A 14387-nucleotide genomic window follows, 5' to 3' on the forward strand; every position below is an offset into this window, starting at 1 on the left:
TGTCTCTATAATTTCCTCTGAATACCTTTGTCTCCCACAACGAAGTAAGAATCCCCATCTATCAGCAACGCCCGTCCACGTTTCTTCTTACGATTTTCTTTATTATCCACATTGACGCCGATCACTTTTCCATCATAGAAAGTGGAAATATCCTTAAAAATGGTATGCCCCACGATGATGTGCTTTGCTTTATAGCGATCCATCACCATTTGCAGGCTGTCCTGCGCCATCGGGTGATATTTGGCATCTGTCCGCACAAGGCCGCGATACCAGATCGGTCCATCGTTGCCATACAGGAAAGCAGTGAGCGGAGAAAGCGCTTTACGTTCTTTCTTATTCAGAAAAAGGGCTTTACTCATTTCTTCGTTTACGGTCGGGATACTTAAATTACGATCGTAGAAATTCTTGCCCAATCCGGCATGCACATACAGGTCGTTACCAATAGTCTGCATAGTGTTGCGCGTGCCCAGCCACCGGCCCAGTTCTGTGTCAGGCCCAAAGAGTTTGGGATAGTCCATACCTAACTTCTCCGCCAACACTTTATATTTATCTTTCGTGTAGCGCAAGTCGTTTGCCAGCACCAGCGGTTCGTGGTTTCCCAACAGAAAGGAAACGGTTCCTCCGGCTTTGGCAGCCTCATCTTCCAGTTTATAGAATAACCAAAAGATTTGCGGCACATCTTTGCCACGGTCGAAAATGTCGCCAATAACCATCAGATGATTACTGCCAAAACTCCAATTATAGTTACTGTCTATGATGCCGTTGCCTTGCAGTAGGCTGATGACGCAATCCAGACGCCCATGAGGGTCGGACATGACAAACACTTTTTCGGGTTGACGATATTGCCAGTCGGGGCGCTTCACCGGATGGAGCTTTACATCAAACGGGAATCGTCCCTTGTGGTCTATCACATGCAGGGTGAAGTCTTCCGGTAGTGCATTATATGTAGTGTCTACAATCTGTCTTTTCTTATCTACGCTGATTATGCGCACTCTACTATCAGGCTGATAGAGCACATAAGGTCCGTCGGCCGATAATTCCTCTTTCTTCTCTTTTTCTTTCTTCTTGCCCTCTAAATCAAGAGTTCCGGCACTCAGGCCGGAACTAATGAACATCAGAGTAAATGCGACAAGAAAGTACTTAGTGAAACTTGCCTTATTCATCTTATATCGTTTTAATTACCATATTCGGGATTCTGTATCATATTAGGATTAGCATCCATCTCTCTCTTAGGAATAGGGAGCACAATCATGTAGAAATTCCAGTTTATGTCTTTCATATATTTCGTATCATGCTTGGTTTTAGTCAGATTACTATCCTTTACATCCACACGCTCTATCGTCAACCCATTTCTGACAGCATCGTACATGCGATGGCCTTCGGCAACCAACTCCTTGCGGCGTTCGTTTAAAACTCTCTCCAAAGTAATAGTTTCGCCCTGTACAGTCTTCTCCGGATTAGCACGCCTCACAATCGGGTCAAGATACTTAACCGCCGCATCATTATCACCCTGTTTTACGGCCGCTTCGGCTGCTATCAGATAAGCTTCGGACAAACGGATAAGCGGAATGTTAGCATCTTCTATATTCTCATTTTGCTGCGGCTGATACTTAAAGACATATGCATAATATTTCTTATCAAAGCTCAACAGTTTAAGACGAATGTCTTTCGGGTCTTCTTTCAGGAATTGATAGAAAGAACAGGTGATGCACATATCGTCGTAACCGTCCTTAGAGTTCAGATAGCCCATGCTCTCCTTACCCGGACTATCTGTAGTGAGGTTCACTATTTCGAACAGAACTTCACCCGGATTGGAAGCCGATGCATCATTGCCCCATGCTGTGGGATATTCTTCATTAGTCCACAGAGCATAACCTTCTTTTTCAGCTCCCTTAATAGCGGCTTCCGCCGTTTTCAGTGCATTGGCATTATCTCCTTTATAAAGATAAGCACGACTGAGAAGCACCATTGCCCCCCATTTGTTTATTTTTCCTTTGTTGAAATCACCGCTCAACAGTTCAACGCTATTACTAAGGTCTTCAATAACTTTTGCATAACATTGAGCTACCGTGTTGCGGGCAGGTTTACTGTCAATAGTAGACAAGCCTTCCACAATAGGCACACCCAGTGAAGCGCCGTTATCCTTCGTATACGGATAACCGAAAATACGAGTCAAATCGAACAAAGCCAAACCGCGAATAGCCAATGCTTCGCCTTTCAAATCATCCCTGTATGCAGTTTCCTCTTCTTCAATGTCCAGCTTATCAATATTCATCAGAATCAGATTACAATTCTGAATAATAGAATAGAGATAAGACCAATGAGAAGTGGGACCATCATTCTTTGTAAAGTTAAAGCGGTAATAGTTAGCTACGCGTTTGGTAGAGCTGACAGCCTGCATATCATCTCCCGTCACATCTCCGTAATACACCAGACGACCCGAATAGGCATCAGAACTTTGCATAGTACTGTAAATACCATTCAAGGTGAACTCAACATCCGATAATATTTTAATACTGGTTTCAGTGTCTACCGAAGTAGAAGGGTCCAGATCCAGCCAATCATTTCCGCAAGAGGTAACGACGAACAATGCGGAACTGATGAATAAATATTTTAATAGTTTCATAATATCAAGTTTTTAACGGTTAGAAATTAACATTTACACCAAAGGTTACGGTCTTCAAAGGAGGTGTTCCCCAAATAGCAGTACCACCGCTGACAGCTTCCGGATCGTAATAATCATAAGCCGCCCAAGTCCAGAGGTTATTGGCTGAAGCATACAAACGTACGTTGTCGATACCTAATTTCCGGGTCCACTCCTTCGGAACTGTTACGCCGAATGTCAAGGTCTTGAGACGAATAAAATCGGTGCTATGCAATCTGCGGGTAGTTGACACCTTATTCATGGCTACAGAAGGTTTTTCATAGAACAATTCATAGTTTGTAATGTCTCCCGGTTGTCTCCAACTGTCCCGGTAGTAAGTAGGAATATTGGCTTCCAGGTCGTTGCCGCCATGTTCCGTTTTCTGCGCCCAGTTGTCATAAGAGTAGCCGCCGAACTGGTAAGAGAACATGAAACTGAAATCGAACCACTTGTAACGCAAAGTGTTTGACAATCCACCTATAACATTGGGTTCAGCATGCTTATCCAAAACGATGGCATGTGCTTCTTTTATAACTTCGGTTATCTCTTTCTTATAGTTTCCATTCTCGTCAACGTCATTTGTATAGAATTGAGGTGCACCGGTTTCGGGGTTGATACCGGCAAATTCTATCATGTAGAACGTGCGATATGATTTTCCTACTTTGCGAATCTGATTTCCACTGATGATTTCTGTTTGCATGCCATCCAGTGTCACAATCTCATTCTTGTTATGTGAAATGTTGAATGTAGTGTTCCATGAGAAATCTTTTGCCTGAATATTGGTAGAATTAATCTCCAGTTCCACACCTTTATTCTTAACCTCGCCGATATTCATCAGATAGCTACCGAAACCGGTAGTCATAGAGATGGGACGATCCATCAGTAAGTTCTTGGTAGTGCGGGTGTAATATTCCAATGTAACATTAATGCGGTTCCACAAGCTGAAATCAAGACCCAGATTCAGGTTATAGTTGGTTTCCCACTGCAAATCATTATTCTTAAGTTGCGACTGGATGATACCCGGCTGCTCCAAATACCCATTGGTCAGGCTGCTCAGTCCCCTGTATCCGAAATAGTCGGAAGGAAGCGTGCCATTCACACCGTAAGATGCACGAATCTTAAAATCAGTCAACCAGTCTTTTACAGGGTCCATAAATCCTTCTTCAATCATACGCCATGAGCCGGATACAGACCAGAAATTTCCCCAACGGTTGTCCCTGTGAAAGCGCGAACTACCATCCGTACGGAAACTACCACCCAGATAATACTTGTTTTTATAATCATAATTCACACGGAATAAGTAAGACACCATGCGTGTCCGGGTATCGTTGCCACCCACCGATTCGGTTTTCATACCGTTGCTGATCTGATTTTTGTCATAAGTTGCAAAATTAGTGGCATAGCCTGACAGATAATCGCGGTACTGGTCATCAATTTCATATCCCACCAATGCATCAAGATGATGGTCCGTGGCAATAGAAGTTTTATAGCTCAACTGGTTAGCCCACACCATTTTCTTATATTCATAAAACTTCTTGCTCATACCGCCGTTTATATCATCGCCATTGGAAGTGCGCGGATCACTCCAATCGTTACCTTTCGTGTTGACATAGTCGTAACTGAAAGTAGACCTGAACTTTAAATCTTTGATAAACTCATATTCACCATAAATGGTGTTGAATGCACGGGTCACATATTCGCGCTGATAATCATAAGTTGCCGCCAAGGCCGGATTACGGTCACTGATACGGATAAAGTCACGATTCCAACTACCATCTTCATTATAAACAGGATCGGAAGGAACGACAGCACTACGTGAAGTATAGAAAGGAGAAGAATAAGAAGTTCCTTCACTATACACATCCTGATTAACCGTAGCAAACAAAACATTTGCACCTAATTTGAATTTATCGGTTGCCTGAAAATCAACGTTCAATCTTCCACTAATGCGCTCCAGTCCTGAATTGATAGCTATACCATCCTGCTTCAGATAAGAAAGTGAAGAATAATACTTAAATCTGTCCGTACCTCCCGACAAAGAGGCTTCATAAGACTGATGGCTCCCTTTTTGGAACAAGACATCATCCCAGTTTGTATATCCGCACCAGGGAATCGGAGCGTAATCGTCAATCTCGCCATCGGCATAAGCCATTGCATCAGCTTCACTCTTGCCCTTCTTCATCTGACCCGCCACCAGACCATCGTAGATATATTGGCGGCGTTCTTCTCCTCCCATCACAGGACGATAATCCATTGCAAAATCGGAACTACCCCAATCGGCTTTCAATGAAATGGTGGGTTTTCCTACTTTACCTTTCTTTGTGGTGATAAGTACCACGCCATTGGCTGCACGCGAACCATAAAGTGAAGCTGCTGCAGCATCTTTGATAATGGTAATGCTTTCAATATCCGAACTGTTGATAGTGGACATGATGTCAAGGCCGGCATCTGAGCTCATCGTGTTGATGGTACCGGAACGCATCGGTACTCCGTCAATTACATAGAGCGGAGAATTGCTGGCATTGAAAGAACCCATACCGCGAATTCTCAGAGAAGAAGAAGCACCCGGCTGTCCGGAGGAAGAAGTAAACTGTACGCCCGGAGCATTGCCTTGTAGTTGATCCATGAAAGAGACGGAAGGAATATCTTTCATCTTATCCCCTTTTACATTGGAAGCAGAACCGGCATAAGCCGACTTCTTGAAAGTACCGTAACCAGTGACTACCACTTCTTCCATCAGGTTCATGTCTGGTGACATTTCCACTTTCAGCATCTTACCGGAAGTAACTTTAACTTCCTGACGGACATAGCCGACGTAAGAAACCGTCAATGTGACCGGAAGGTGATCCACTTCCAGAAAAAAGTGACCGTCAAGGTCGGTAGTACCACCATTGGTAGTACCCGTCACCACAACATTAGCACCGATAATAGGCTGTCCGGTTTCGTCAATAACAGTACCGCTCACCTTAGTCTTTTGTTGAGGAGCAGCCACTTCTTTAGCCTCATCTACAGCCGGTTTAATGGCAATAACCCCATTATGGACAGAATAAGTCAATCCACTGTTCTTTAGACATTTATCTAACACAACAGCAATTTTCTCATTGTTTACATCTAAGTTCCGGACGCTTATCCCCTCAACATCTTTAGTACTGTAGACGAACGTGAAGTCGGTTTGCCTCTGAACTTCCCATAGCACTTCGCTCAGGGTAGCTTTCTTAAATGTTGCCGTGACAGTGGTTTGCGCAAATGCAGTATTAGCAGCTTGCATGAAACCGGTGACAATGAAACAGAAAAATAGGAACGTTATCCACAAACGTTTGCTACTTCCTTCATGTTTGTTGCAGTAGTCCTTCTTGTTCATAGTAATTGATTATTAGTTAGTTATAAAAAGTAATTGTTTTACCGTCAATTTTAGCATGTACCTTTTCCGTCTCCTCCAACAACTTGACGAAAGGTGCTATTTCTTCGTATCGGTCGAGATGACAACCAAAACGGAAATCCTTAATCTTTTCTGTTTTGTAGATCACCTCCATATCATACCATCGAGAAAGCGTCTTCATAATGTCTTCCAAACGTTGATCTTTAAAATGAATTTTACCTTCCACCCATGAGGTGTAGAATGAAGTGTCTACCGTGCGCACCTGCATGGAATTGCTTCCCACTGGCAGAGTGGCTTGCTGTGAAGGCTTCAATATAAGGCTCCCACCTTGTCCGGCATTGACTTTCACCGACCCGTTGACCAACGTTGCCTGATATTCTTCGCCAGGGTAAGCTGAAATATTGAATGCTGTTCCCAGCACTTCTACCTGTATGCCTTTTGTGTTTACCATAAAAGGTTGTCCGGTTTTGCTTACCTCGAAATAAGCCTCTCCTTCCAATTCCACTACACGCCTGCCATCGCCGAATCTAACCGGAAATCGAAGGCTACTCATTGAATTCAAGTGAACTTTGGTTCCATCACTCAATACCAGAGCGTACTCTCCTCCACGCGGAATTTCCACCTTATTATATACAGGTTTCTCTTTTTGAAGAGCAGCCTGTGCCACCTGATAATTCAAGGTGGTTGAGTCTACCTTGATATGCGCCCCCTCCAATTCTTGCAATGCATCTACAGCATTTTTATTCAGGTGGATTGTTTCTCCGTTATCCAATGTCAAAATGGCTTTGGATTCCCCCGGTGAGATGAATTGGGCTGTCAGCACCGGCTGGTTCTGAGAATAATCGTGAGAAGTATATTTCAGTGAGATTCCTAACACAAAAACAGGAAACAGGACAGCGGCGGCATAGCTTAGTATTTTTATTCTCCTCTCCCTGTTATTATTTCGTTTAATCCGCTTTTGAACGCCTTCCCAATGAGTAGAGGTGTTAAATGCTGAGCCCTTCTCCATATGTTGCCTGAAGTTTTCTTCATTACATATTTTCTGGAACAGAGCTTCATGAGCAGTATCTTCATTTCTCCAATTCTTCAATTGGGCACTTTCTTCGGGAGTTGTCTCACCGGATAGATACCGCGCAATAATATTAGCTATGTGGAAGTCTTGCTTTATCATATATTGACCTTTTTTTATTGTCTTTTATAATAATACAGGTCAACTGATATTTATGGTTAATCAACCATCACTTTTTTTCGAAAAAAAATAAAATGAGTGTCGTTTCAGATAAAAAAGAAGAGAAAATAGTAATAGTCTTTCAAATGTTCCCGGAGCTTTTTATAAGCAATTCTTTTGAGGGTATGCACCGTTTCGGCAGATACATTTAAATGTGCGGCTATCTCATTATTCTTTTTCCCTTCCATAGCCAACTTCATGATAGCCCTCATCTGGTCGGGAAGCATATCGATAGCATCCGCCACAATTCTGTAAGTTTCTTCCTCCACCACTGCATCATGAAAAAAAGAGTCCTTTTTCTTCTCAATCACTTTCTGGGCATATTCCCATACAACTTTAGAATGTTCCAGTTCATTCAACGCTTTATTGCGTACAGCAGTATAAAGAAAAGCTTTCACTTGATGTAAATAGAAAAAATCATCCCTGATCTGCCAGAGATTAGCAAATGAATCCTGTACAATGTCTGCCGAGGCCTCGTCATTTTCCATATACTGATTGGCAAACAAACAAAGAGCTACATAATATCTTTCAAAAATATTATGGAATTCTTGCTCGTTGAGCTTTATGCTAATGGGAATATAGGAAGTTTCTGCTATCACCATTTGTCGTTTTAGTATGCAAAAATAATTAAAAATTGATTCTTTGTCTAAGTTTGGTAGGAAAATCTAGTTACTACATACCAAATCTTACACATAGAAAAAGAATTTATCGACATTGCCCGTTCAGGAAACGCATATCTTTGCCACATCAGAATATTAATCTTAAAACCATGAAAAAAAACTACGCACTCCTATTCGTTATCCTTTTATGTGCAGTCTTTGCACAGGCTCAAACGACTCCTGCCTTTCCCGGTGCTGAAGGGTTCGCCCGCCACACCGTAACCGGCGGACGCGGAGGAATTGTATATCACGTCACCAACCTTAATGATAGCGGTGAAGGCTCACTGCGCGCTGGTATTGATATGAAAGGTCCCCGAACTATTGTTTTCGATGTATCAGGTCTCATTGAACTACAAAGCAGATTAGTCATAAAAAACGGTGACCTCACCATTGCCGGACAAACAGCTCCGGGAGATGGCATCTGCCTTAAGAATTACACTTTGCATATTTCCGGATATAAAGAAGAAGAAAAGAAAGACCAATGCGCCACTAATATTATCATCCGCTTCATCCGTTGCCGGATGGGAGACGAGAAAAAGGCAGAAGATGACGCCATGTGGGGTCGCTACACCTCGAATATCATTATAGATCATTGCAGCATGAGTTGGAGTACAGATGAGTGCGCTTCTTTTTATAGTAATAAGTACTTCACCATGCAGTGGTGCATCCTGAGTGAGAGCCTTACCAAATCAGTACACGTCAAAGGAAATCATGGATACGGAGCCATCTGGGGCGGTGAGGGCGCCAGTTTTCACCATAATTTGCTGGCTCACCACAGCAGCCGTACTCCCCGTCTGGATGGTAGTCGCTCCATTGGAAGATGGGAAGAAGAACTCACCGACCTGCGCAACAATGTGTTCTATAACTGGGGGCCTACCAACGGTGGATACGCCGGAGAAGGCGGACGCTATAATTTCGTAAATAACTACTATAAACCAGGTCCCTCCACTGCCACTAAGAAAAATATCGTTAACCGTATCTTCCAGCCGAATGCGGATGATGGTAGCCAAAGCAATCCGGCGGGTATTTGGGGAAGCTTTTATATCAGCGGGAACTATTTTGACGATACCTGTTCTAAATTAAGCAATGATATGAAAAAGCTGGTAGCACAAACCAATGTGGACAATTGGGAAGGTATTCACCCGCATCTGGGTAATGGCAACCTGCCGGGAGGAAGTATTGACGGTATCAAAAGCAATGTTGAATTTGAAGTAGCTGCCGTCGGCACACATACAGCTGCACATGCTTACGAAAATGTACTTGCTCATGTAGGTGCCAGCCTGAAACGGGATGCTGTAGACGAACGCATAATTTCCGAAGTGAAGAATGGCGGTTATACCTATGAAGGTAGTAACGGGAGCAGTAACGGATTGATTGATTCGCAAGAAGATGTAGAAGGATGGCCTCTGTACAACAGTGAAGAAAAGCCTGCCGACTTTGACAATGACGGCATCCCTGATACTTGGGCTACCCAATACCTTCCTGTTGGCAAAACCTATCAGGATATAGAACCTACTACCGGCTATTCTTATCTGGAACTTTATATCAACAGCCTCGTTGATAATCTGATGAAAGCCTGTTGTGAGAATAGCAACGCTTCTCCAAGTATCCATGATTTCGGTTTATATGGTACACCTACCGGAGTATCCTCTCCTTCCATAGAAACCACAGATGCAGTGAAATGCTTTCGACGCAACAAGCGAATTGTCCTCAAAGGGTTGTCTGCAGGAGCTCGTATTGATATATATGATTTATCGGGTCGCTCCATAGCCTCCCATGAAAGCCTTGACGAACAGGCGGAATACTTCCTCAATCAACCTGCTATTATCAGTGTGCAATCCGGAGGAAAGAAGTATAGCTTCAAGAGCCCCCGTTAATTTTATTGTAATGTGGAGATTACAATACACAGAAACACTGCCTCTTATTATTAATTTTTATAAAAAAAGTCAGATAACTCGATTTGCATAAATAAAGAAAAGGAGTAACTTTGCGAGCGATTTAAAAAGTGGATTACGTTTTTTATTTTATATAACTTAAAAAGAGCTAATTATGACTTATTCACACGAAGTGGAACACATGTGTGTTGTGAAGAAAGGTCCTAACCACGGACCGGCTCCTATTCCCGAAGAAGGTAAATGGGTAAAAGCTAAAGAAATTGTTGACATCTCTGGTTTGACACACGGCATTGGCTGGTGTGCTCCCCAGCAAGGTGCATGTAAATTAACCCTCAACGTGAAAGAAGGTGTCATTCAGGAAGCCCTGATTGAAACAATCGGTTGTTCCGGTATGACTCACTCAGCTGCTATGGCATCTGAAATCCTTCCGGGTAAGACCATCCTCGAAGCCTTGAACACTGACCTCGTTTGCGATGCTATCAACACCGCAATGCGCGAGCTCTTCCTGCAAATCGTTTACGGACGTACTCAGTCAGCTTTCTCTGAAGGCGGTCTGATTATCGGTGCCGGACTGGAAGACTTGGGTAAAGGTCTGCGTAGCCAGGTAGGTACTCTGTACGGTACATTGGCTAAAGGTCCTCGTTACCTCGAAATGGCTGAAGGTTACATCAAGAACATCTTCCTGGATAAGGATGACCAAATCTGCGGATACGAATTCGTTCACATGGGTAAATTCATGGACGAGATCAAGAAGGGTACTGATGCTAACGAAGCATTGAAGAAAGTAACCGGTACTTACGGACGCGTAACAGCTGAACAGGGTGCAGTTAAACATATTGATCCACGTCACGAATAATTTATAAGGAGGAAAAAGAACTATGATTAGAGAAGTAAAATTTGAAAGTCAAGACCGTCGTATCAAAGGAATCATTGAAGCTTTGAACGCTAACGGCATCAAAGACATCGAAGAAGCAAACGCTATCTGCGAAGCTGCCGGACTCGATCCTTATAAGACGTGTGAAGAAACTCAGCCTATCTGCTTCGAAAATGCAAAGTGGGCTTATGTTGTAGGTACTGCAATCGCTATCAAGAAAGGCTGCACAAACGCTGCTGAAGCTGCTGAAGCTATCGGTATCGGTCTGCAAGCATTCTGTATCCCGGGTTCTGTAGCCGACGACCGTAAGGTTGGTATCGGTCATGGTAACCTGGCAGCCATGTTGCTGCGCGAGGAAACTAAGTGTTTCGCTTTCCTGGCAGGTCACGAATCATTCGCTGCTGCTGAAGGTGCTATCAAAATTGCTGCTAAAGCTGACAAAGTACGTAAAGAGCCTTTGCGTTGTATCCTGAACGGTTTGGGTAAGGATGCTGCACAGATCATCTCTCGTATCAATGGTTTTACTTATGTTCAGACTCAATTCGACTACTACACAGGCGAACTGAAAGTAGTTCAAGAAATCGCTTACAGTGATGGTGCCCGTGCAAAAGTAAAATGCTACGGTGCTGATGATGTTCGCGAAGGTGTAGCTATTATGTGGAAAGAAGGTGTAGATGTATCTATTACAGGTAACTCTACTAATCCGACTCGTTTCCAACACCCGGTAGCCGGTACTTACAAGAAAGAACGTGTTCTTGCTGGTAAGCCTTATTTTTCAGTTGCTTCCGGTGGTGGTACAGGCCGTACTCTCCACCCGGATAACATGGCGGCTGGTCCGGCTTCTTACGGCATGACAGATACAATGGGCCGTATGCACTCAGACGCTCAGTTCGCTGGTTCTTCATCAGTTCCTGCTCACGTAGAAATGATGGGATTCCTGGGTATCGGTAACAATCCTATGGTAGGTTGTACAGTGGCTTGTGCTGTAGACGTATCTCAGGCTTTGAGCAAGTAATTACTACATAGTAGATCCCTGTAACTGACAAAGTTATGGGGATTTTCTATTTTCAGTAAGTTCGTGGGTTGAACTGCTGATTTACCTTTCTCCTACCTATCAAAATCAATCAAGAACACTATAAATGATTGGCTGAAATTACTGCATAAAATTGGCTCTTTAGGTCGTAAATGGGTTGCACGATTAAGAGTTGGTTTAGGGTAAATTTGGGCTAAAATGGCAATTATTTTGTGACTTATTTGTGACCACTTTTCTATTTTCTTACAAGTGGTCACAAAACACAGGATAACAGACTATACTACAGATAGATATATCATATTTAAAGAACTTCCAAATGTCTAATTTTAATTGATTAAACAATGGAAAGAAGTTCATTCGCTATTCTCTTTTTCATAAGAGAGAGCAAAGTTAGAAAAGATGGTAATGCTCCTATTGAAGTCAGCATTACTATTAATGGAGAAAGATGTTTTTTCTCTACTGGTAAGAAAGTAAAAGCTATTGCTTGGGATAAGAACAGGCAATTAGTAAAGGGGAAAGATGAGGAAACTACAAGCCTCAACAACTACCTTAAATCAGTCAGAGCAAAAATGTATGAGAAAGAAGCAGAGTTACTGGATAAAGGTTTTGTGATTACAGCCCAACTCTTATACGATGCCTATTTTGACAAAGTAGAATGTCTGCAAGAGAAATCCTTATTAAACGTATTAGAAGAACACAACGCAGAGCGTAAAGCAATGGTAGGTAAAACTGTTGCACCTGCTACCTATTGGGTATTTGAGTACACAGCCAGATTACTAAAAGAGTTCATTCTACAGAAATATGGTAGAGAGGATTTATACCTAAGAGAATTGAACCTTAGTTTCATTCAAGGCTTTCACTCATTCCTATTAGGTGAGAAGAAGATGGGGCAAAATTCCAGTACCAAGCATTTAAAGTTCCTAAAAAAGTTATTGAACTTAGCTGTTTCCAACTCCTACATTTCCCATAATCCTGTAAATGCTTACAAGGTAGAGCGCGAACCTGTAGAGATTGATTTCTTAGACGAGGAAGAACTAAGAAAGATTATCAACTTTGATACTCCTATTCCACGTTTTGAGAGAGCAAAGGATATGTTCCTGTTTGGATGCTTCACAGGTCTTAGTTACATTGACATCAAAACCCTAACAGCAGAACACTTTGAGAAAGATGGTACAGGTAGAATCTGGATTAAGAAGCGTAGAGTAAAGACAGGTGTATTATCAAGAATCCCCCTACTCCCTATTGCCAAACTGATACTGGATAAGTACAAAGGAGGTGAAAGATTATTGCCTATTCAAGACCCTGCTGACATTAATAAGTACTTGAAAGACATAGCAATACTATGCAATATAAAGAAGAGAATTACATTTCACACTTCGAGGCATACATTTGCCAGTACAGTCACGCTTGCCAATAACATATCATTGGAAGTTGTATCTAAGATGTTAGGGCATACAAATACCAGAATGACAACCCATTATGCCAAGTTAATTGACAGGTGTATAGGTGAGCAAATGGACAAGTTAATGGACACATTTACAGAAGAAGGTAACGATTAAGGTTAGTTAAATTCTAAATAATCCCACTTGCAGCAATGTAGGTGGGATTTTTTTTATACATTTGAACAGCCAAATATAAAACGCAAATGTATGCCAGTAGATAAGTTTACAGAAGATACCTATATAGAATTTGAATACCAATTACTTGATTATGTAGAACAAGTTGCTTTAGAATTTAATCCAGATATGGGATTTGATTCAGATGGTAATATGTATCCATGTGGTACATTGGCAATTGAGCGATTTAAAGTGAGATACAACAGAAAGTTTATTGATATTAAATTCAAGCATGAAGACTACCTACACAACAAAGAAATACAAGACACATTAAAGGAATTGGGTGTAGATATAGATAAGTTCTGGTATCTGCTACTCTATGTAATGGATTATACTGCTGGTTATTGTTGGGATGCAATAGAAGTAAAGGAATCCCCCAAAGAGCAACTGGAAAAGTTAGTCAAACTAATAGCTGACAACTGCTCTGATTATAATAAAGTATCTGGTGCAACATTCAGCACTCCTATTACCATTACCATAAATGCCAAAGGTAAGCAGACACTTACCATTGATAACCCTAATACAATAGCCTATATAGGACTATTATGTGCTAAAGGTTGCAGTGAGATTGAAGATAATAGTATTCTATCATTAAGATACAGTGATAATGATACATTAACTGCTGCTGATACTATGCGTATATGCTTATTTGCAAAGATGTTCCTGTACTTCTTTGAGATTAACAAGCAATTCAATAAGAGGCAGAAGAAAGGAAATACAATTTCACTAAGTAAAAATCTACTCATATCCAGACTTGCATACTTTACCAAGCTAACCACTAATAAGAACTATTTGAATGATGATGATAATCTTAAGAAAGCTATTAAAGAATATGGAGATAAAAAGCTATCCACAATAAATAGTTACTACTTCTAAACAATCATCTAACTGTATATCAGCCCTATTCTTGTATTCCTAATTAAAAAGGGAGTATAAGGATAGGGCTTTTTTCATCCCTTTTAAGCCCACTAAATCCCCTCATATTTGCAGTGTCAAAACGATGACAGCAGAACTAAAGATTAAAGGGGAGTAAGACAAGCCCTGCAAATTCCTCCCTAT

Annotated in this window: 10 protein-coding genes; 5 read left to right on the top strand and 5 right to left on the bottom strand. The window is 41.8% G+C overall.

Annotated features, from left to right (window positions below; genetic code table 11):
- Nucleotides 1–5: 5 nt before the first annotated feature.
- From HMPREF9447_RS18605 to HMPREF9447_RS18625, 5 genes are all read right to left on the bottom strand, one after another.
- The gene (locus HMPREF9447_RS18605) at nt 6–1163 is read right to left on the bottom strand and encodes a metallophosphoesterase (RefSeq protein ID WP_009131321.1); all 1158 of its coding nucleotides are present in this window, start codon (nt 1161–1163) and stop codon (nt 6–8) included.
- Between the two features lie 11 nt (nt 1164–1174).
- On the bottom strand, nt 1175–2626 hold the full coding sequence (locus HMPREF9447_RS18610; protein WP_009131322.1) for a RagB/SusD family nutrient uptake outer membrane protein: 1452 nt from the start codon (nt 2624–2626) through the stop codon (nt 1175–1177).
- A 19-nt stretch (nt 2627–2645) separates the two neighbouring features.
- The gene (locus HMPREF9447_RS18615; protein ID WP_009131323.1) at nt 2646–6005 is read right to left on the bottom strand and encodes a TonB-dependent receptor; all 3360 of its coding nucleotides are present in this window, start codon (nt 6003–6005) and stop codon (nt 2646–2648) included.
- Between the two features lie 16 nt (nt 6006–6021).
- The gene (locus tag HMPREF9447_RS18620; protein WP_009131324.1) at nt 6022–7194 is read right to left on the bottom strand and encodes a FecR family protein; all 1173 of its coding nucleotides are present in this window, start codon (nt 7192–7194) and stop codon (nt 6022–6024) included.
- 104 nt (nt 7195–7298) lie between these two features.
- A complete protein-coding gene (locus HMPREF9447_RS18625; RefSeq protein ID WP_044138455.1) occupies nt 7299–7850 on the bottom strand; it encodes an RNA polymerase sigma-70 factor in 552 nt (183 codons plus the stop codon).
- Between the two features lie 170 nt (nt 7851–8020).
- On the opposite strand from HMPREF9447_RS18625, the gene HMPREF9447_RS18630 reads away from it, so the two are divergent.
- The 5 genes from HMPREF9447_RS18630 to HMPREF9447_RS18650 all read left to right on the top strand — a co-directional run bounded on the left by HMPREF9447_RS18630 (nt 8021) and on the right by HMPREF9447_RS18650 (nt 14204).
- Nucleotides 8021–9787, top strand: coding sequence for a pectate lyase family protein (locus HMPREF9447_RS18630; RefSeq protein WP_009131326.1), 1767 nt, complete (start codon nt 8021–8023; stop codon nt 9785–9787).
- A gap of 172 nt (nt 9788–9959) precedes the next feature.
- Nucleotides 9960–10661 carry an iron-sulfur cluster assembly scaffold protein gene (locus HMPREF9447_RS18635; RefSeq protein ID WP_009131327.1) on the top strand — a complete coding sequence of 234 codons (702 nt, stop codon included), beginning with the start codon at nt 9960–9962 and terminating at the stop codon, nt 10659–10661.
- Nucleotides 10662–10683: 22 nt separating this feature from the next.
- Nucleotides 10684–11694 carry a GGGtGRT protein gene (locus tag HMPREF9447_RS18640; protein ID WP_009131328.1) on the top strand — a complete coding sequence of 337 codons (1011 nt, stop codon included), beginning with the start codon at nt 10684–10686 and terminating at the stop codon, nt 11692–11694.
- A 359-nt stretch (nt 11695–12053) separates the two neighbouring features.
- Nucleotides 12054–13271: a site-specific integrase gene (locus HMPREF9447_RS18645; RefSeq protein WP_009131329.1), complete on the top strand. Its 1218-nt coding sequence runs from the start codon at nt 12054–12056 to the stop codon at nt 13269–13271.
- Between the two features lie 90 nt (nt 13272–13361).
- Nucleotides 13362–14204 carry a hypothetical protein gene (locus tag HMPREF9447_RS18650; protein WP_009131330.1) on the top strand — a complete coding sequence of 281 codons (843 nt, stop codon included), beginning with the start codon at nt 13362–13364 and terminating at the stop codon, nt 14202–14204.
- Nucleotides 14205–14387: the final 183 nt, after the last annotated feature.

The sequence above is a fragment of the Bacteroides oleiciplenus YIT 12058 genome, from assembly GCF_000315485.1.
Taxonomy (GTDB): Bacteria; Bacteroidota; Bacteroidia; order Bacteroidales; family Bacteroidaceae; genus Bacteroides; species Bacteroides oleiciplenus.

Coding starts and splice junctions, on each gene's coding strand:
- HMPREF9447_RS18645 (WP_009131329.1), top strand. CDS start 12,054: ATGGAAAGAAGTTCATTCGCTATTCTCTTTTTCATAAGAGAGAGCAAA.
- HMPREF9447_RS18620 (WP_009131324.1), bottom strand. CDS start 7,194: ATGATAAAGCAAGACTTCCACATAGCTAATATTATTGCGCGGTATCTA.
- HMPREF9447_RS18630 (WP_009131326.1), top strand. CDS start 8,021: ATGAAAAAAAACTACGCACTCCTATTCGTTATCCTTTTATGTGCAGTC.
- HMPREF9447_RS18605 (WP_009131321.1), bottom strand. CDS start 1,163: ATGAATAAGGCAAGTTTCACTAAGTACTTTCTTGTCGCATTTACTCTG.
- HMPREF9447_RS18640 (WP_009131328.1), top strand. CDS start 10,684: ATGATTAGAGAAGTAAAATTTGAAAGTCAAGACCGTCGTATCAAAGGA.
- HMPREF9447_RS18650 (WP_009131330.1), top strand. CDS start 13,362: ATGCCAGTAGATAAGTTTACAGAAGATACCTATATAGAATTTGAATAC.
- HMPREF9447_RS18615 (WP_009131323.1), bottom strand. CDS start 6,005: ATGAACAAGAAGGACTACTGCAACAAACATGAAGGAAGTAGCAAACGT.
- HMPREF9447_RS18635 (WP_009131327.1), top strand. CDS start 9,960: ATGACTTATTCACACGAAGTGGAACACATGTGTGTTGTGAAGAAAGGT.
- HMPREF9447_RS18610 (WP_009131322.1), bottom strand. CDS start 2,626: ATGAAACTATTAAAATATTTATTCATCAGTTCCGCATTGTTCGTCGTT.